Below are 17,931 nucleotides of genomic sequence, written 5' to 3'. Positions count from 1 at the left end.
TCCGAAACCAAGCCCAATCCGCCAATCACAGACCCGCTATCACCCTACGAATCCCTCAACTCCAGAAAACTTCACGAAGCCGCCGAACGCGCCCTCGACCACTACCTCGCGCCCGCGCACATCATGGCAACGCCGTACACCCCCAGCAGCATGTTCCTGGTCAACCCACAAACCGATACCGAATCCCTGCTGGCCAACGCCTGCGAATCCCTGGCCTCGGCCACGGTCATGCTCGGTGATTTCGCCGGCACGCTGGAGGGGCCGAGTCGCAATACGGCGCTGGGCATTGCGCAGGTGGTGATGCTGGGGGAGCTGGCGGTGAATCGGGCGCTGGATAATGTTGTGCCAAAGGAATAGGCGCTGACAGTTCTGGCCTCTTCGCGAGCAAGCCCGCTCCCACAGTGGATCTGCGTTGATCACAGGTTTTGTGCCCGACAAAGATCCCTTGCAGGCGTGAGCCTGCTCGCGATTGGCATTAAATAAATCCGTCCCCTCATTCATTCTTATTCATTGGCTTTTGAAAGTGACTATATGTAGATCAAACCAATTTCTTTGGTCGCTTGAACTCAATACCGTGAACTCGAACTTGAGTGTATTGAACACCTGGTCGTCAATTGGGGCGACTTCTCTATTAAATGATACTCCAGGGTCGTTGAAGGGACCGTCGTAGAACACCATTGAGTCCACCACAGCATCATCCAGTAGAAACTCAAGCTTGATGTGGCCATGCCCAGTATCAAATCCCAGATACTGTCCGTTCAGGATCGCACTCTTGGCTATTCCTTGTTTCAGTTTTAAGGAGTACGTAATTATGTTTTGACGAGTATCGGTATACGCAGCTGCCCGTAGGATCCGCCAATCTTTGGTCAAGACAAGCGAATGGTTGAGGGCGTGCGTCCCCCCGTAGATTGCATCAAGCGTTACTCGGGTGTTTGTCCCTGCTGTGGATTCTCCTGGTGTTCTGAGAGACAGGCTTGTATATGAATGAAAATCCTCGACGAGGTCAACGAGGTCGGCCACGGTCAGCGTCCACACCTCCGACTCCGTCCCGCTGCCATACAATGCCTTGGCCTTGAACAAATGCGTTGTAGTTGTCAGCCCAGTCAGTTCAACCGTCCATTTGCCTTTGTCGTCAGCCTTGGGCTTTTTGCCAGTGGAGGTAGCACCGTCGAAGATTTCCACTTCCTGTCCTACAGCTCCGGTGCCCTCAAGCGTAATTGAGGTGTCGCCAGTCGTACCGCCCGGAAGAATCTCATTCCCTTTGGAGTCTTTCGATCCGGTAATTTCTGGCCGCACATCCTCAATCGCTTTGATCGTATAAGTACGCACTGGAAACTCCAACGCCTCACTCTCCACCGTGCTCTGACCAAGCGCCGCTTTAAACACCAATTCCAGGCTGCTGTCATCCTGCAGAGCGTTGAGTTCATCGGCTGGAAGCGGAGCAGTGAAGAACTGGTCAGCGATCCAGTCGGGGTTGGTGCCGGCCGTCGGCGCGCTCCATATCTCGCGCAGGTAGGCGCTGCCGTCGGCATTGGTCCCGTGCAGACGCAACCAGACGTATTGGTTGAGGGCGATCAGCGGCCAGTCACCCATGCGTACGGACGCTTGGGTCAGGTTGCCGGTATGCAGTTCCGGGCCGGCGCCGTCGTTGTCGGCCTGCTCGATGGTGGGGCTGGCCAGCGCGCTCTGCGGCATTGCTTGCACCGTCAGGTCAAATACCCGGGACGGTGTTGGATGACCATCAATGATGACGACGTAGGAGATTTTTACCCGCTTACCCAGATTGAACGCCACCACGCTGTTGGGGATCGCAAACTCAAGCCCTTCGCTTACCGCGCGCGGCACTGAGGTATGCGACCCGCCGGCCGGCGTGCCGTCAGCGCCAGTCCAGGTGACGCTGATTGCATGGTTTGGCAGCAACTCGCTGTTGTCCGGCACCACGATGGTCAAGGTGTCCCTGACCAGCAGCGGGTTGAGTGCGCTATCGCCGTTGTTCTCCTTGATCCAGGGGGCGAGCAGTTCCAGCGCGACGCCCACGGTGAACACCAACGGATTCGAAAGGCTGGTCTCATCGGTGGCATACCGCCAGAGCTGGTAGCGGACGGTGATCTTGCTGCCGCGGTTCGGTTCGATGTGTTGGGCGACGAAGGCGGCGTCCAGGTTGATGACCCAGTCTTGCTGGGCGGTTACGGCATTGAATGTGCGGGACCCGGGTTCCTCGCCGGAGATGTCGCCCACCCACTTCCAGGAGGCCTCGTCGTTGGCTACCCATGGCTTCACCACAGGCCTGGGGATGGTCAGTTTACTGGTACCGCCGGGCAGTGTGGCCGGGTCGAGGAAGCCGTTCGCCACCCCGAGGACAATGGGGGCGTCCAGCTCGAATTTCGGTTCACCCACATTGAGCAATTTCGTGTGCAGCGATTCCCGTCTGAGGATCTCGTCGCCCTCGGCTATCAGCAGGTCGTACCAACCCTCCAGGGTTCCGCCGTCAAGGAGCTTGAGGTTGTAGTCATCGACGGTGATGACAAAACCTTCGGGATTCTCGACTTCATCCTCCTCCGGAATGTGCCACTCCAACTCAGGCAGGAAGGTGCTGCCGTCCGGACGTTTACCCAACAGGAACAGCTCAATGCCCATGCCGTACTCGATGGCCGGATCGAACGGAATGCGGACGTTGATTTGAGTTTCGGTGGGATCGATGAATTCTCCCTCGGCTTCCTCGATGATCGGTGCGGCCAGGCGGTGGGCTGCGCCGGTGACTTGTACAAACTGCCTTTTTGAGCGTAACGGGTCACTGTTGCCGCTGCGTTCCAGCCGATAGAAGAAACTGACCTGGGTATTGACCAGTTTACGCACGGCCGCAATGGACAGCTTGAACTCGTAGTTATGCGGAATATTGTCGACGGTCTGGGGCGGGGCGGTGACTTCGACTTTTTCGCCCTCCGTGGTGGTGCCGAGCATGGTCAAGTGGATGATGTCACCCATCTCGAAGTCTGGTCGGTCGGCCGTGACATGCACCGTGATGTCGTTGTCGCCCTGTTTATCGACGTCGAGTTCATTGTTGACAGCCTCCTGAACAATCGGTGCGGCCAGCAGGTCGATGCCGGTGGTGACGACGATGCGGGTTGCCTTGCACCAGTCTTCCGATTCATTACCGACGATGTCGCGCACCTTGAAGGTGACCGCCAGACCGAAGAGGTCGGTGTCACCAGCCCGTTCAATAGTGGCTTTAGAGACCGTGATCAATATCGGGTTTGCCGCTGGATCGTCGATCTGCGCCTGGGTCACCGGTGTGGAATACTCAAAAAAGCCACCCCAACTGAGATGAATGACGTCGTCCTTCGCGATGTCAGGGTAAGGCAAGCCGCTGCCGGACTCGGACCTGATGACAATCGGCACTCCCGCTTCGGCAACGTCTTTGTCCACCCCGCCGTTCACGATTTCCGGGGGAATGTACATGTACAGGTTGGAGTGACCAGGGCCCGGGTCGATGTCCTGGCCAGCGGGGAGTTCCAGTTTGACGAAGAGGTTGAGGGGCTTGTCCGGACGCTCTTCTTTTTGATTGGGCTGTTTGATTTCGTAGGTGAGTTCGTAAGAACCGGTCTGCAGATGACGGGGAGCCACCCACAAGAGGGTCGGTTGCTTGAGCTCGGTCTCGTCAATGATGGGACGCCCGTCGACCTCACGGCCATTGAGCAGCAGCTTGACGGAATCTCCGACAGCCTTGCTGGCCCAGACGGGGATGACGACAAGCAGGCCGAGGTCGGGAAAAGTGAACACCGCCGCCCGGTTAATTCCCCACTGGCCGGAAGGCAGGAGGCGCCCGAGCACTATCGGGTCCAGCAATGAATGGGGGGCAGAGATTTTCATCCTGGGCTGAACGAGCATGGTCGGAACTCCGTGCGAACTGTCGGGAGACAAAGGGCGTGGAGTTATTCAGCGCTGAAGATGACGGCTCTGGCTACTGTCAGAAATTACAGGTGAGGAGGTATTTGCGATGAACGGTCGTGAGGCGCCGGGGTGATTGTTCGCGGGCAGGACAGGGCGAAAGTCGTCAGCGGCATGCTCAGTGAGCACGCATTGTAGGTGGGGACGGTTGATCTCGGCCTGAACGACAAAACCCGCCGCCCCGGTTGATCGGCGCGGCGGGTTTTGTCCTTCTGAAGAAATGGGTTGCCGGTGAGTCAGTCTTCGCGAGCAGGCTCACTCCTACAGGGATGAGCGGGGTTCGCGGGATGTCGGGTCAGTCGAGGCGTTTGAAGACGAGCGCCTTCAGACCGCTCTCAGGATCAATATCCGGAAACTCCGGCGGATTCTCCAGCCGCTGCTCAAAGCGCAAGCTTGGCGCCTCTTGCGTCACGCCATCGATCAAAAAATCCGAACCAAATGACGGATCATTCATGCACGCCAGCACCGTGCCGTCTGCCGTGAGCAATTCCGGTAAACGACGCAATACGCGCTGGTAATCCTTGGTCAGCAGAAAACTGCCTTTCTGGAACGATGGCGGGTCGATGATCACCAGGTCGTACGGGCCGCTGTTGATCACCTTGCCCCACGACTTGAACAGGTCGTGGCCGAGGAAACTCACCTTGCTCAGGTCATGCCCGTTCAGCCGGTGATTGTCACGACCGCGGCTCAGTGCGGCGCGGGACATGTCGAGGTTGACCACATGGCTGGCGCCGCCTTCGATTGCTGCCACGGAAAACCCGCAGGTGTAGGCGAACAGGTTCAGCACGCGTTTGCCTGCGGCCTGCTCACGCACCCAGTTGCGCCCGTAGCGCATGTCGAGAAATAGCCCGGCGTTTTGCTTGCGGCCCAGGTCGACGCGGTACTGCAAGCCGCCCTCGACGATGCTCATCTCGTCGATTTCATTGCCCAGCAGCCATTCGGCGGTGCTCTGCGGCAGGTAACGATGTTGCACCAGCAAGGTGTGGGCACCGGACTCTTGCCATTCGGCCGAGGTGCTGAGGTCGAGCAGCAATTGCTTGAGGGCTTCGAGCTGTTCCGGCGCGGGCTCCTTGAACAGCGACACCAGCACCACGCCTTGCAGCCAGTCCACCGTCACTTGCTCCAGCCCCGGCCAGCAACGCCCGCGCCCATGGAACAGGCGACGGGTTTCGCTCGGTGCGGCCGCCAGTGCAGGCAGCAGATGGGCGCGGAGGGTGGCGAGGGCTTCAGGGTTCATCAGTCACGGTCGGCAAGCAAAAGGGCCGGCATTTTAACCACAAAAACCGCCTGACGAACGCCCGTCAGCCAAGGCGATTGACCACTGTTAAGAAAAGACCTGTATCAAAAATGAATTTATGCAGGGCGCGCTGCTCATACCAGATAAGCAGCGGATTCGAGCCGCTAAGTCGTTAATGCAATTCAGGGAGTGCCAGTTCATGAGTCCAACACCGACACCGAGCGCGCTCCTTCCTGGCGGGTTGATTCTGGTGGTTGAGGACGACCCGTTGATTCTGGAGTTTCTCTGCGAAATTCTTCAGGAGGAAGGTTTTAAGGTCGAGCCGCAAACCAGCGCGGATGCCGCCAAGCTGTATCTGGAAAAGCACGCGTCGGATGTCGCGTTGCTGCTGACCGACATCACCATGCCCGGTGAAATCAACGGCGCCGGGCTGGCCAATCTGGTTGGCGACCGCTGGCCGGAAAAGCCGGTGATGGTCATGTCCGGTTATGAAACCCCGGAAACTTCCGGGGTCAAGCATCCGGTGGCGTTCATCAAAAAGCCCTGGGCGATCGGCCAGTTGCTTGACTGTGTCGACAGCGCTTTCAAGTCCAAGGCGCCACGTCTGCACTGAGGTGGCGGGTCGAACTGCCGGGTAAAAATGCTACATTGCCCGGCCAATCCGCCCAGTTCTGTCAAAGGATGCGACCTTTTGTCTGCTCACGATAACGTCTTTGATCGCGCGTTCGGCGCGTTCCTGTTCGACATGGACGGCACCGTCCTCAATTCCATCGCTGCTGCCGAGCGAGTCTGGGCAGCGTGGGCTGAGCGCCACGGGGTTGATGTCGAGCGTTTCCTGCCGACCATCCACGGTGCTCGTGCCATCGACACCATCCGCCGGCTGAACCTGCCGGAAGTGGACGCCGAGGCGCAAGCGGCGTTTATCGCGCAGGCGGAAATCGATGATGTCGAAGGGATTGTGCAGATACCTGGGGCCGCGGCGTTTCTCGCCAGCCTGCCTGTCGAACGCTGGGCCATGGTGACCTCGGCGCCACGGGCTCTGGCGTTGCGGCGGATGGCTGCGGCGGGGATTTGCGAGCCAGCAGTGATGATCACGGCGGAGGATGTGACGGCTGGCAAACCTGATCCGGCGGGTTATCGTCTGGCCGCAAAGCGCCTGGGGCTTGAGGTTGGCGACTGCCTGATTTTCGAAGATGCCACTGTCGGTATTCAGGCCGCTGAAGCGGCAGGTGCAGCGCTGATGATCATCACCACGACGCACCAGCATCCCCTCGAAACCCGCCACGCGACTATCGACAGTTATGAGCCGCTGAGCGTCGTTGTCGACAGCCAAGGTCAACTGCACCTGCAAAAGGCCTGACACTACAAAGTCCCCTGTGGGAGCGGGCTTGCTCGCGAATGCGGTCTTTCAGCTGCATGCGATGTCGACTGATTCAGCGCATTCGCGAGCAAGCCCGCTCCCACATTCGGGCAATGTCGGGCCGTAAATGTTGCCCGCTATCCAACACTGCAGGAGCCAGTTCAGTCTGCTGGCGATGGCGTCAGTAAACCCCCGGCAACAATCGCCAGCTGCGCGCGCAATAAGCCTCGTACTCCGCACCAAACTGCCCGCGCAGCAGCGCCTCTTCCGAGTGAATACGTGCGATCAGTGGAATCAGCGTCAGCGCCGCCAGAATCAACCCGACACTGGAACGAAACGCCAGCGCCCAGCCCACGGCGTTGACCACCAACCCCAGATAGCTCGGATTGCGCAGGCGTGTGTAAATGCCGTCGGTGACCAGCCGATGCCCCGGCTGAATCGCCACCAGGCCGCTGAACCGACGGCCCAGCACAAACACCGGCCACAGCCGCAGCGTGCCACCGACGATAAACAGCAAGGCGCCGAGCCAGCGCACGCCTTCAGCGCCGAAGGTCCAGAAGTCGATGCGGTCGCAGTACGCCGGGAGAAATCCGCTGACCAGACCGATCACGCCGAACGCCGGAATCACCCAGCGATTGGCGCGGTCCTCGCGCTCGCCCGAGCTCATGTTTACATCGGTGAACAGCGACGCCACCACCATCAGCACCGTGGCCAGCGCCACCAGCACCAGCGCCCCATGCGAAAAGAACACCGCCGGCCCGCCAATGCCCCATACCGCCAGGCCCAGGTAGGCGAGGGTGGCGAGCACCGCAACCACGGTCATTTGCGCAGACATTTTCATGGTCATCTCTTGAAAAGCGGCTGATCCTTTCAGTGTAGGACGCCGCTGAACCCGTGAAGGCGTCGGGTCAGTGACCATTGATGCCGGATGTCCCGGCCCCGTCGTGAGCAAGCCCACTCCCACCCTTGATCCGGGCCAGCCCGAGAGCCTCCATCCACCGATAATCCCAAGTGGGAGCGGGCTTGCTCGCGAAGGCGTCGGATCGGTCGTGACCAGTCTTTGGTCGGCAACGCCTTCATCCGGCCAACATCGCGTCTACGCTGATCCATTCCTTCTATTTGTCCGTGTAATGCCCATCGAAGAGGTGAACCCATGAAAATCGACTTGAGTGGAAAACTGGCCATCGTCAGCGGCAGCACGGGTGGCATTGGTCTGGGCATCAGTCAGTCACTGGCCGAGGCCGGAGCCACGGTTGTGGTGATCGGGCGTGATACGGCCAAGGTCGAGCAAGCGCTGGCGAGCATTCGCCAGCAGGTGCCGGGTGCGCAATTGCGCGGTCTGACGGCCGACCTGGGCACTGCCGAAGGTGCGGAAAAACTGTTCGCCGCTGAACCGCGCGCAGACATTCTGGTGAACAACCTCGGCATTTTCGACGCCGTGGATTTCTTCGACACCCCGGACAGCGAGTGGACGCGTTTCTACGAGGTCAACGTGATTTCCGGCGTGCGCCTGTCGCGGCATTACGTGCCGGCGATGGTCGAGCAGGGCTGGGGACGGGTGATTTTCCTGTCCTCGGAATCCGGTGTGGCGACCCCGGCCGACATGCTTAATTACGGCGTGACCAAAAGCGCCAACCTTGCGGTGTCCCATGGCTTGGCCAAGCGTCTGGCGGGCACCGGTGTGACGGTCAATGCGATCCTGCCGGGGCCGACCTTTACCGGTGGCGTGGAACACATGCTCAAGGATGCTGCGGCCGAGTCCGGCCGTAATCTGCGTGAAGAGGCTGATGCGTTTGTGCGCCGAGCGCGGCCGACGTCGATCATCCAGCGGGTGGCCGACGTTGCGGAGGTGGCGCATCTGGTCACGTACATCGCTTCGCCGTTTTCCTCCGCCACCACTGGCGCGGCCTTGCGCGTCGATGGCGGTGTAGTCGACAGTATGGCGATCTGAACCGCGAAGACTCTGGAGAAGCGTTTATTTATGGCAACTGCATCAGCAACGATCGACATCCCGGCTTCGGCCGATCAGGTCTGGCAATTGATCGGCGGCTTCAACACGCTGCCGGACTGGCTGCCGTTGATTCCCAAGAGTGAGCTGAGCGAAGGCGGACGCGTGCGCACCCTGCAAACCGCCGACGGCGCGGTGGTGATCGAGCGTCTGCAAGCGTTCGACAACGCTGCCAGGACCTACAGCTACTCGATCGAACAGGCACCGTTCCCGGCGACTGACTATCTGGCGACGATCAAGGTTGAAGCTCAAGGGCAGGGCGCTCGAGTGACGTGGTCGGGACGCTTCAACGCCAAAGGCGTGAGCGAGGAAGAAGTGGTGGCGCTGTTCACCGGCATCTATCAGGGTGGCCTTCAAGCCCTGCGGGCCAATTACCCAGCCTGATCTGACAAAGATCTGAATGTGGGAGCGGGCTTGCTCGCGAATGCGGAGGGTCATCCAATAACGATGTCGACTGACCCGACGCCTTCGCGAGCAAGCCCGCTCCCACAGAGGGTCACATTGTTTTCAGGATCGCGGATTGTAGGAGTGAGCCTGCTCGCGATAGCGGTCGATCATTCAACAATTATGTTGGCTGACCCACCGATATCGCGAGCAGGCTCACTCCTACAATGCAGCACGGTGATTCTCAGGACTGCGAAATCAAACTCTGCCGACAATCCAGCACCAGTTTTGCACCGCCCAGCTCACTGCTGCCCACCTCAAGATTGAAGCCATGCAGGCTGACAATCGCCGCGACAATCGATAGACCCAGGCCAAAGCCACTCTGCGGTTGTCCACCCTCGGCCCGATAGAAACGCTGGAACACCGCCTCACGCTCGGCTTCGGGAATCCCGGGGCCGGAGTCGTGGACTTCAATCCGCGTGTGCCCGCCGTCATTCACACCACGCAAAATCACCGTACCGCCCGCCGGAGTGAACTTGATCGAGTTGCTCAACAGATTGGCCAGCGCCTCGAACAGCAACGCCCGGTCGCCATTGAGCGGTGGTAGGGTTTCCGGCATGTTCAGCACGAACAGCAGTTCGCCTTCCTCGGCCAGTGGCAGGTAAAACTCATGCAGTTCTTCCAGCAGTTGCACCGGATCGAGCTCGACAAAACCTGAGCGCCGCTGACGGTCTTCCAGCTCGGAAATCCGCAGCAACCCACGGAACCGCGCCATCAGCGTATCGGCCTCGGCCAGCACCAGATCCAGTTGCGCCGCTTCCTGCGAACCCTCACCAGCCTGCTGTTGCATGCGATACAACTGCGCGCGCAAACGCGTCAGCGGCGTGCGCAAATCGTGGGCGATGTTGTCACACACGCCTTTGACTTCATGCATCAGCCGTTCGATGCGATCGAGCATGGCGTTGACGATGGCGGCGAGCATGTCCAGTTCGTCGCGGCGGTTGGACAGCGGCAAACGGTGGGTCAGGTCGCCAGCGACAATCGCCTGGGCGCTGTCCTGAATCGCGCGGATGCGGCGCATTGGTCGGCGGCGCAGCAGATGCCAACCGGCAATCCCCGGCAGAATCGTCAGTGATACCCCCCAGAACAACGCGTGCAGAATGATCCGCGTCACGGCGAACAACGAACCGTTATCGCGCAACAACACCAGCCAGCGACCGTCGCGGGTCTGAGTCGCCACCGCGTCGCAGCTGTCGGCGGGCAGGGTCGGGTCATCGGAATCGGCGCAGTCATCCAGGGTGTGGATCTTGCCATCCAGCGGCAGGCCTTCGGGCAGTTGCTGCAAGGCACCGCCGAGGTAAACGCCCTGGGCGTCGAACAGGCCATAGGCGTCGATGCCGCGGATGTCAAAGGTCATGCTGGCGGCGAGCGCTTCTTCCAGTTGTTCACCGCGAAAGTGCGAAAACAGATGCTGACGTTGCATCAGCGAATGCTTGGCGAGGTTATCGAGATAGCTGGAGACCTCGAAATACATGACCCCCATGAGGATCGCGCTCCAGGCCACGAACAGCGAACTGTACAGCGCCAGCAAGCGGCTGCTGGAGGAGCGCCAGCCGTCAGACGGGTTCGGCAATGACATAACCCGAGCCCCGTACCGTGCGAATCAGCGGAACATTGCCCGCCGCGTCGATCTTCTTGCGCAGACGACCGATGTGTACGTCGATCAGGTTGGTGCCCGGGTCGAAGTGATAGCCCCAGACTTCTTCGAAAATCATCATCCGCGACAGGATCTGCCCGCTGTTGCGCATGAGAAATTCCAGCAGCTTGTATTCGGTGGGCAGCAGCGTCAGGACCTGCCCGGCGCGACGTGCTTCGTGGCTGATCAAATCCAGTTCGAGGTCGGCGACCTGCAACGTGGTGGCCTGGGTGGCAACGCTGTTCTGGCGGCGCAGCAGCACTTCCACGCGTGCGGCCATCTCGTCGGTGGCGAACGGTTTGGTCAGGTAATCATCGCCACCGGCGCGCAAGCCGCGCACGCGCTCATCGACATCGGAGAGCGCGCTGATCATCAGAATCGGCGTGGCCACGCCCATGGTGCGCAGGGTGGTGACGATCGCCAGGCCATCGAGTTCCGGCAGCATGCGGTCGAGGGTGATCAGGTCGTAGTTGCCGCTGACGGCGCGGTCGAGGCCTTCGCGGCCATTGTCGACCCAATCCACTTGCAGGCCGTGGCTGCTGAGTTCGGCAACGATTTCACGGGCAGTCACGGCGTCGTCTTCGATGGTCAAAATACGCGTCATAGGGCAGGCCTTGATCGGTTCAAACGGAATGGCTGCATTTTGCCAAGTATTTTGCGTCGCGCTTTAAATTAACTTTCATGTATAGCCTGTCACAAACGTCAATTCGGGGCGCTTCGCGGCGTTGGCGTCAATGCATAAAACCCGCTGCTTTCCGTCCATTGTTGCAAATTGCAATGAATGTAGAAGTTCAGTCTTTTTAAATCATTGAAATTGAAGAATTTATTTCGGGCTCTCGACTGGCACGGTCGCTGCAATTCATCTCGTGACGAGTTGTAACACCATTTTTCATGCCTGGAGCACTACAACAATGAATAGATCCTCTGATGGGTTTTATCCTGCCTTCGAAGGAGAGTCGAGCAACGTGTCAGGCGTGTCCTGGGGCGCGATTTTCGCGGGCGCAGCGGCGGCCGCAGCACTGTCGATGATTTTAGTGCTGCTTGGCTTCGGTTTGGGATTCTCTGCCGTTTCACCTTGGGCCGGGGAGGGCATCAGCGCCAAGGGTCTGGGGATTTCGACGATTGTCTGGCTGGCGGCGACGCAAATCATCGCCTCCGGTCTGGGTGGCTACATCGCCGGTCGCCTGCGGGTGAAGTGGGCCAACATGCACGGGGATGAAGTGTATTTTCGTGATACTGCCCATGGCTTCCTCGCCTGGTGTGTGGCCACGCTGGTCACCGCAGTATTGGTAGTCGGCTCGGTCAGCAGTGTGATCAGTGGCGGTGTGCAGGCCGGTGCCAGTGTCGCCGGTGGCGCAGCGGCAGCCGCGACTCAGGCTGCCGGTAGCGCAGCGGCCAACACCGACAGCAATCAGTACGGTTACTACATCGACAATCTGTTCCGCGATGACCGTCCAGCATCGGTCAGTGATGATGCCGCCCATGGCGCCGTAGCGCGGATCTTCGCCCAGAGCCTGGCCAACGGCCAACTCAGTCCAGAAGACCGTACCTACCTCGCGCAACTTGTCGCACAACGAACCAATCTGAGCCAGGCCGACGCCGAGAAGCGTGTCGATGAAGTGTATGCCCGCACTCAGAAGGCCATCGCCGACGCCAAAGTCAAAGCCCAACAGGCTGCCGACACCGCTGCGAAAGTTGCTGCCTGGACCTCGCTGTGGATGTTCATCGCGTTGCTGGCCGGTGCGTTCTTCGCCAGTCTCGCAGCCACCTTCGGCGGTCGTCGCCGGGATGCGGTCGAGTACGTTGAAGTCGAGACCTACGCCACCACGACCACTCTGCCTCCAGTCCGTTAACAAGGAGAATCACCATGCGCTCTCTATTACTGTTTTTCCTCGGTGTGCCAATCCCGATCATCATCCTGATCGCCCTGTTCGTACACTGATTCCAATGCTCCATTGAGGCCCATGCCTCGGCCGCTTTCACTTCACGGTGAAAGCGGCTTTTTGCTTTCTGGCGTGCACCATTCGTCTTCTTCAACCGAATCGTTGAACAATCCGACCGCTTTCACTGGCCTGGATCAATATTCGCGTTTGTAACTTCCCCTAACGTAAATGTTCCAGGCCTTCGCTGAGGTTTGAACTACAGTGCTTCACGCGCACTTTGCTGCGCTGACGAAGTACCCGCGAGCCCGCCTGTAATCGAACAATTAAACGGGCCGCACGGTGTAGAGCAGCAAGGAGCTGACGCAATACCTTCCCCCTGAACCTTTTCACGGATGAACTTCGTAATGCACTGCCTAGAACGCACTTTCGATATCCAGCCCCTGACCCAGGCGGATATGACCGTCCACATCAATGGTCAACCGGTGACGGCGGCCATTGGCGAAACCGTCCTGAGCGTTATCCAGTCCCTTGGCGTGCGCCAGGTCGCACGCAACGACCATGGCCAGATCAGCGGCGCCTACTGCGGCATGGGTGTGTGCCAGTGCTGCCTGGTGAAGATCAACGGCCGCCACAAGCGCCGTGCCTGTCAGACCGTGGTGCGCGACGGCATGCAGATCGAAACCCAGGTCAACCGCATCAACGAGCAGGAGGTCGTATGAGCCTGCAACCGGTGATCGTCGGCGGTGGCCCGGCGGGAATGGCGGCGGCCATCGAGCTGGCGCGTCATGGGGTGCGCTGCACCTTGCTCGAAGAGGCCTCGCGTCTTGGTGGCGTGGTCTATCGCGGGCCACTGCGCGACGGCGTGCAACTGGATTATCTGGGGCCGCGCTATTCCGAAGCCCTGAGCAAACTGCACGGTGATTTCCAGGAACAGTCCGGGTTGATCGACGTGCGCCTCAATCATCGCGTGGTCGGCGCCGAAGGCACCCGCGCGCTGGTGGTGCTCGACGGCGACGAGCAGCTGCACGAGATCGAATATCCGCAATTGCTGCTGGCCGCCGGTTGCCACGAACGCAGCGTGCCGTTCCCCGGCTGGACCCTGCCGGGGGTGATCATGCTCGGCGGCCTGCAACTGCAAATCAAAAGTGGCGTGGTCAAGCCGCAAGGGCCGGTGATCATCGCCGGCACCGGGCCGCTGCTGCCACTGGTGGCAACGCAGCTGCACGCGTCCGGCGTCAAGGTCGCGGGCGTGTACGAAGCCTGCGCCTTCGGCAAGATCGCCCGCGAAAGCCTGGCGTTGCTGAACAAGCCGCAGCTGTTCCTCGACGGTTTGAGCATGCTTGCTTACCTTAAACTGCACGGCATCCCGATGAACTACGGCTGGGGCGTGGTCGAAGCCCACGGCGACGGCGAGCTGAAAAGCGTCACTGTCGCGCCGTACTCGGCCAGTTGGGAGCCTGATCTGACGCGCATCGAGCGCTTTGAAGCGCAGACCCTGGCGGTCGGTTACGGCTTCATTCCGCGCACCCAGCTCAGTCAGCAGATGGGCCTCGATCACGGTTTCAGCGACGACGGTTACCTGCGCGCCAATTCGAACAACTGGCAGCAAAGCAACGAGCCGCACGTGCATCTGGCCGGTGACATGGGCGGGATTCGCGGCGGTGAAGCGGCGATGCTTGCCGGCAAGATCGCCGCCACCTCGATCCTCCTGCAACGCGGGGTGATCGAAGAAGAACTGGCACGGGTACGGCGCGATCGTTATCTGGGCAAACTCAAATCAATCGTGCGCTTCCGTGCGGCCGTCGACCGTTACACCGAACGCGGTGTCGGCCAGACCGCTTTGCCGGCCGCCGACACCGTGATCTGCCGCTGCGAACACGCCACCCGCGCGGACATCGATCTGGCACTGGAGCAGGGTGTGCAAGACATCGCCAGCCTGAAAATGCGCACCCGCGTCAGCATGGGCGATTGTCAGGGGCGGATGTGTGTCGGCTACTGCAGCGACCGTCTGCGTCAGGCCACCGGGCGCAAGGACGTCGGCTGGCTGCGTCCGCGCTTCCCGATTGATCCGATCCCTTTTTCCGCGTTCCAGTCCGTCGGCACGGAGGCCGCATCCCATGAGTAAGTTCTATGACGTGATCATTGCCGGCGGCGGCGTGATCGGGGCGTCCTGCGCCTATCAATTGTCCAAGCGCCAGGGCCTCAAGGTGGCGGTGATCGACGCCAAGCGCCCGGGCAACGCGACCCGCGCTTCGGCCGGAGGCTTGTGGGCCATCGGTGAGTCGGTGGGGCTGGGCTGCGGGGTGATTTTCTTCCGCATGATGTCGGCCAACCGCAAGCGCGAAACCCAGGGCGCGGCGGTCGCGGTGGACGCCACTACGCCGCACATCCTGCCGGAGTCCTTCTTCGATTTCGCCTTGCAGTCCAATGCGCTGTACCCGGCGCTGCATCGCGAGCTGAAGGACAGGCACGGGATGGATTTCAAGTTCGAAAAGACCGGGCTGAAGTTCGTCATCTATGACGACGAAGACCGGCTCTACGCCGAGCACATCGTCAGTTGCATTCCGCATCTGGCCGATCAGGTGCGCTGGCTCGATCAGGCCGCGCTGCGCGAGGCTGAGCCGAGCGTCAGCCACGAGGCGCGCGGCGCGCTGGAGTTTCTCTGCGATCACCAGGTCAGCCCGTTCCGTCTCGCCGATGCCTACATGGAAGGCGCGCGGCAGAATGGCGTCGATATCTTCGTCAACACCAACGTCACCGGTGTGTTGCACCACGGCAGCCGCGTGACTGGCGTGCAGACGGCCGAGGAGGGCGTGTTCCACTGCAAGACGCTGATCAACGCTGGCGGCGCCTGGGCGGCGGATTTGAGCGAGTGGGCCACCGGTGTGCGGATTCCGGTGAAACCGGTCAAGGGCCAGATCCTGCTGACCGAGCGCATGCCGAAAATCCTCAACGGCTGCCTGACTACCAGCGATTGCTATGTGGCGCAGAAGGACAACGGAGAAATCCTGATCGGCAGCACCACCGAAGACAAAGGCTTCGACGTCACCACCACCTACCCGGAAATCGCCGGACTGGTGCAGGGCGCGGTGCGGTGCCTGCCGGAACTCAAGGACGTCAATCTAAAGCGCACCTGGGCCGGATTGCGTCCGGGCTCGCCGGATGAGCTGCCGATCCTCGGGCCGATGCGTGGGGTGGAGGGTTACCTGAATGCCTGCGGACACTTCCGCACCGGTATTCTGACCTCAGCGATCACCGGCGTGCTGCTGGACAAACTGGTCAATCAGGAGGCGCTGCCGCTGGATATCACACCGTTCCTGGCGGATCGGTTTGAGGTGACGCCGGTCAAGCAAGAACGTGAATTAGAGCTGGCCTGATCCAATCCCCTGTAGGAGCTGCCGCAGGCTGCGATCTTTTGATTTTGTTTTTTTAAGATCAAGATCAAAAGATCGCAGCCTGCGGCAGCTCCTACAGGGTTTTCGGTCGTTCACAAAACCTGTGGGAGCGGGCTTGCCCGCGAAGGCGTCAGTGCAGCAGGCCTGAAGCTTGGATCTGTGCAAGGAGATCAGACTTTGCGAGCTTCCTCTTCCAGTTGATCCGACTCGAACAACCGCGCCAGTTCCGCTCGGGCTTCCTGGGCGGTTTGCAGGACTTTGGCCGCGTCGTCGTAGACCGCGTGCTGGGCTTCCAGCACCTGTTCGTCATGGTGTTTGAAACGCTTGATCCGCGCATCGGCCTGGGCCTGGGTCAGACCGAGGCCGACCAGGGTACGGCGGCTCATTTCCAGGCTGGAGTAATAGGTCTCGCGAATCGCTTCGGCGCCGACATCGACCAGGCGGTGCACGTGCTGACGATTACGTGCGCGAGCGATGATCTTCATGTGCGGATACAGCTTGCGCACGATCTCGGCAGTCTTGATGTTGGTCTCCGGATCATCCGTGGCAATCACGAAATACTCCGCCTCGCCAACCTTCGCCGCATTGAGGATTTCCGGGCGCATCGGGTCGCCGTAGAACACCGGCACGCCGCCAAAACTGCGCGACAATTCGATGGTTTCCACCGAGGTGTCCAGCGCCACGAACTTGATGTTCTGCGCCCGCAGAATCCGCGCCACGATCTGGCCCATCCGGCCCATGCCGGCAATCACCACGCGCGGTGCCTCGGTGTCGATTTCGCGGAATTTCTCCGGCACCTCCACTGGCTGCACTTTCGGGCTGACCAATCGTGCACAGATCAACAGCAGCAACGGCGTTAACGCCATCGACAGAGTGATGGTCAGCACCAGCAAGTCATACAGGCGCGGTTCGAACAGGCCCTGATCGCGCCCGATCTTGAACACCACAAAGGCAAATTCACCGCCGGCGGCGAGCACGATACCCAGGCGAATCGCACTGACTTTGGTCAGCCCACCGGCCAGACGCCCGACCACAAACAGCAGCGGCAACTTCAAGCCGATCAGCAGCAGCGTCAGGCCCAGCACAGTGATCGGCGCACTCAGCAGCAGACTCAGGTTGGCGCCCATGCCGACGCTGATGAAAAACAGCCCGAGCAGCAGGCCTTTGAACGGCTCGATCTGCGCTTCCAGTTCATGGCGATACTCCGAGTCCGCCAGCAGCAGGCCGGCGAGGAAAGCCCCGAGGGCCATCGACACGCCGACCAGATCCATCAGCCACGCCGTACCGATCACCACCAGCAATGCGGTGGCGGTGGAGACCTCCGGCAGACCGGTTTTCGCCACTACGCGAAATACCGGGCGTAGCAGATAACGTCCACCGACTACCACCACGGCGATCCCGCCGAGCACTTGCAAACCGTGGTTCAGGCTTTCCGCGTTGCTGCTGGCGTGGGCGCTGCCGGCGAGCATCGGCACCAGCGCGATCAACGGGATCGCGGCGATGTCCTGAAACAGCAGAATCGCAAACGCCAGTCGCCCGTGGGGGCTGGTCAGTTCCTTGCGCTCGGCCAGGCTTTGCAGGCCGAATGCGGTGGACGACAGCGCCAGACCAAGGCCGAGCACAATCGCACTGTTCAGCGGCTGTCCGAACACGTACAGCGCCAGCACGCCGATCACTGCCGCCGTCAGCAGCACCTGCGCCAGACCTACGCCGAACACCGACTTGCGCATCACCCACAAGCGACGGGGTGACAGCTCAAGGCCGATGATGAACAACAGCAACACCACGCCCAGTTCGGAAATATGCGCAACGCTCTGCGGATTGCCAATCAGGCCGAGCACCGACGGGCCGATGATCACCCCCGCCAACAGATAACCGAGCACCGCGCCCAGTTGCAGACGCTTGGCCAGTGGCACGGTGAGCACGGCTGCGAAGAGAAACACGACAGCGGCTTGTAACAGGTTGCCTTCATGGGGCATGGGTTGACTCCTGACAGCGGTACGGCGGGGGGTGACAAGGA

At 60.5% G+C, this 17,931-nt stretch carries 15 protein-coding genes; 9 read left to right on the top strand and 6 right to left on the bottom strand.

Annotated features, from left to right (window positions below; translation table 11 throughout):
• Positions 1–357, top strand: a 357-nt coding sequence (locus LVD08_RS15335) for a DUF6124 family protein (RefSeq protein WP_247268563.1), incomplete at its 5' end; no start/stop codon positions are given.
• A 150-nt stretch (positions 358–507) separates the two neighbouring features.
• Here LVD08_RS15335 and LVD08_RS15330 read toward each other — a convergent pair.
• On the bottom strand, positions 508–3,888 hold the full coding sequence (locus LVD08_RS15330) for a hypothetical protein (RefSeq protein WP_247268562.1): 3,381 nt from the start codon (positions 3,886–3,888) through the stop codon (positions 508–510).
• Positions 3,889–4,243: 355 nt separating this feature from the next.
• Positions 4,244–5,185 (bottom strand): class I SAM-dependent methyltransferase, encoded by a 942-nt coding sequence (locus LVD08_RS15325; RefSeq protein WP_247268561.1) that lies wholly within the window; start codon positions 5,183–5,185, stop codon positions 4,244–4,246.
• 199 nt (positions 5,186–5,384) lie between these two features.
• Between LVD08_RS15325 and LVD08_RS15320 the strand changes: the two genes are divergently transcribed.
• Both LVD08_RS15320 and LVD08_RS15315 read left to right on the top strand, forming a co-directional pair.
• On the top strand, positions 5,385–5,798 hold the full coding sequence (locus LVD08_RS15320; RefSeq protein ID WP_027613245.1) for a response regulator: 414 nt from the start codon (positions 5,385–5,387) through the stop codon (positions 5,796–5,798).
• 78 nt (positions 5,799–5,876) lie between these two features.
• Positions 5,877–6,545, top strand: coding sequence for an HAD-IA family hydrolase (locus tag LVD08_RS15315; protein ID WP_247268560.1), 669 nt, complete (start codon positions 5,877–5,879; stop codon positions 6,543–6,545).
• Positions 6,546–6,726: 181 nt separating this feature from the next.
• Here LVD08_RS15315 and LVD08_RS15310 read toward each other — a convergent pair whose 3' ends face one another.
• Positions 6,727–7,386 carry a methyltransferase family protein gene (locus LVD08_RS15310; RefSeq protein ID WP_096795888.1) on the bottom strand — a complete coding sequence of 220 codons (660 nt, stop codon included), beginning with the start codon at positions 7,384–7,386 and terminating at the stop codon, positions 6,727–6,729.
• Positions 7,387–7,698: 312 nt separating this feature from the next.
• Here LVD08_RS15310 and LVD08_RS15305 point away from each other — a divergent pair, with 312 nt between their 5' ends.
• Both LVD08_RS15305 and LVD08_RS15300 read left to right on the top strand, forming a co-directional pair.
• Complete coding sequence (locus tag LVD08_RS15305; protein ID WP_247268559.1) at positions 7,699–8,496, top strand: SDR family NAD(P)-dependent oxidoreductase; 798 nt, start codon at positions 7,699–7,701, stop codon at positions 8,494–8,496.
• Between the two features lie 30 nt (positions 8,497–8,526).
• A complete protein-coding gene (locus tag LVD08_RS15300; RefSeq protein ID WP_247268558.1) occupies positions 8,527–8,937 on the top strand; it encodes an SRPBCC family protein in 411 nt (136 codons plus the stop codon).
• 244 nt (positions 8,938–9,181) lie between these two features.
• On the opposite strand, the gene LVD08_RS15290 is transcribed toward LVD08_RS15300, so the two are convergent.
• Complete coding sequence (locus tag LVD08_RS15290) at positions 9,182–10,576, bottom strand: sensor histidine kinase (protein ID WP_064587057.1); 1,395 nt, start codon at positions 10,574–10,576, stop codon at positions 9,182–9,184.
• Positions 10,554–11,237, bottom strand: a complete 684-nt coding sequence (locus LVD08_RS15285) for a response regulator transcription factor (RefSeq protein ID WP_027613239.1) — start codon at positions 11,235–11,237, stop codon at positions 10,554–10,556. The genes LVD08_RS15290 and LVD08_RS15285 overlap by 23 nt, the downstream gene beginning before the upstream one ends.
• A gap of 307 nt (positions 11,238–11,544) precedes the next feature.
• Between LVD08_RS15285 and LVD08_RS15280 the strand changes: the two genes are divergently transcribed.
• The 4 genes from LVD08_RS15280 (at position 11,545) to hcnC (ending at position 15,893) form a co-directional block, all read left to right on the top strand.
• A complete protein-coding gene (locus tag LVD08_RS15280; protein WP_027613238.1) occupies positions 11,545–12,486 on the top strand; it encodes a hypothetical protein in 942 nt (313 codons plus the stop codon).
• A 434-nt stretch (positions 12,487–12,920) separates the two neighbouring features.
• Positions 12,921–13,235, top strand: coding sequence for a cyanide-forming glycine dehydrogenase subunit HcnA (gene hcnA, locus LVD08_RS15275; RefSeq protein ID WP_027613237.1), 315 nt, complete (start codon positions 12,921–12,923; stop codon positions 13,233–13,235).
• Positions 13,232–14,641, top strand: coding sequence for a cyanide-forming glycine dehydrogenase subunit HcnB (hcnB, locus tag LVD08_RS15270; RefSeq protein ID WP_247268557.1), 1,410 nt, complete (start codon positions 13,232–13,234; stop codon positions 14,639–14,641). Before hcnA ends, hcnB begins: the two co-directional genes overlap by 4 nt.
• On the top strand, positions 14,634–15,893 hold the full coding sequence (hcnC, locus tag LVD08_RS15265) for a cyanide-forming glycine dehydrogenase subunit HcnC (RefSeq protein WP_247268556.1): 1,260 nt from the start codon (positions 14,634–14,636) through the stop codon (positions 15,891–15,893). Before hcnB ends, hcnC begins: the two co-directional genes overlap by 8 nt.
• A gap of 188 nt (positions 15,894–16,081) precedes the next feature.
• Here hcnC and LVD08_RS15260 read toward each other — a convergent pair whose 3' ends face one another.
• On the bottom strand, positions 16,082–17,890 hold the full coding sequence (locus LVD08_RS15260; RefSeq protein WP_096795893.1) for a monovalent cation:proton antiporter-2 (CPA2) family protein: 1,809 nt from the start codon (positions 17,888–17,890) through the stop codon (positions 16,082–16,084).
• Between the last annotated feature and the right edge of the window lie 41 nt (positions 17,891–17,931).

Origin of the sequence: Pseudomonas sp. YL2 (assembly GCF_023063025.1) — a bacterium.
GTDB lineage: Bacteria > Pseudomonadota > Gammaproteobacteria > Pseudomonadales > Pseudomonadaceae > Aquipseudomonas > Aquipseudomonas putida_A.
This window is presented reverse-complemented; position numbering and strand designations above follow the sequence as displayed.

Coding starts and splice junctions, on each gene's coding strand:
- hcnB (WP_247268557.1), top strand. CDS start 13,232: ATGAGCCTGCAACCGGTGATCGTCGGCGGTGGCCCGGCGGGAATGGCG.
- LVD08_RS15320 (WP_027613245.1), top strand. CDS start 5,385: ATGAGTCCAACACCGACACCGAGCGCGCTCCTTCCTGGCGGGTTGATT.
- hcnA (WP_027613237.1), top strand. CDS start 12,921: ATGCACTGCCTAGAACGCACTTTCGATATCCAGCCCCTGACCCAGGCG.
- LVD08_RS15285 (WP_027613239.1), bottom strand. CDS start 11,237: ATGACGCGTATTTTGACCATCGAAGACGACGCCGTGACTGCCCGTGAA.
- LVD08_RS15280 (WP_027613238.1), top strand. CDS start 11,545: ATGAATAGATCCTCTGATGGGTTTTATCCTGCCTTCGAAGGAGAGTCG.
- LVD08_RS15325 (WP_247268561.1), bottom strand. CDS start 5,185: ATGAACCCTGAAGCCCTCGCCACCCTCCGCGCCCATCTGCTGCCTGCA.
- hcnC (WP_247268556.1), top strand. CDS start 14,634: ATGAGTAAGTTCTATGACGTGATCATTGCCGGCGGCGGCGTGATCGGG.
- LVD08_RS15305 (WP_247268559.1), top strand. CDS start 7,699: ATGAAAATCGACTTGAGTGGAAAACTGGCCATCGTCAGCGGCAGCACG.
- LVD08_RS15260 (WP_096795893.1), bottom strand. CDS start 17,890: ATGCCCCATGAAGGCAACCTGTTACAAGCCGCTGTCGTGTTTCTCTTC.
- LVD08_RS15330 (WP_247268562.1), bottom strand. CDS start 3,888: ATGCTCGTTCAGCCCAGGATGAAAATCTCTGCCCCCCATTCATTGCTG.
- LVD08_RS15290 (WP_064587057.1), bottom strand. CDS start 10,576: ATGTCATTGCCGAACCCGTCTGACGGCTGGCGCTCCTCCAGCAGCCGC.
- LVD08_RS15300 (WP_247268558.1), top strand. CDS start 8,527: ATGGCAACTGCATCAGCAACGATCGACATCCCGGCTTCGGCCGATCAG.
- LVD08_RS15310 (WP_096795888.1), bottom strand. CDS start 7,386: ATGAAAATGTCTGCGCAAATGACCGTGGTTGCGGTGCTCGCCACCCTC.